The organism is Alkalihalophilus lindianensis (assembly GCF_032843265.1).
GTDB classification, from domain to species: Bacteria; Bacillota; Bacilli; order Bacillales; family Bacillaceae_D; genus Alkalihalophilus; species Alkalihalophilus lindianensis.
The window spans coordinates 1-252 of sequence record NZ_JAWJBA010000715.1; the positions used below are offsets into that span (position 1 = coordinate 1).

1 protein-coding gene is annotated in these 252 nt (G+C 38.5%); it reads left to right on the plus strand.

Annotated features, from left to right (window positions below; all coding sequences use genetic code 11):
- Nucleotides 1-252: metal ABC transporter permease (locus RYX56_RS24030; protein WP_317124340.1), on the plus strand; the 252-nt coding region annotated here is incomplete at both ends.

Genomic DNA, 252 nt, shown 5'->3' on the forward strand with positions numbered 1-252 from the left:
ATCTTATTTGGTAATGTTCTGGCAGTATCCCGAACTGATTTATGGGTAACCGCCGGAATTGGATTTTTTGTTATTTTATTAATCGTTATTTTTTACCGTCCATTATTAATCAGTACATTTGATCCTGTCATGGCAAAGGCCACAGGAATTCCAGTGCGGTTTATCCATTATTTACTGATGCTGCTGTTGTCTCTAGTAACGGTCGCATCCTTAAAATCAGTAGGGATCGTTTTAGTGGTTGCGATGCTGATT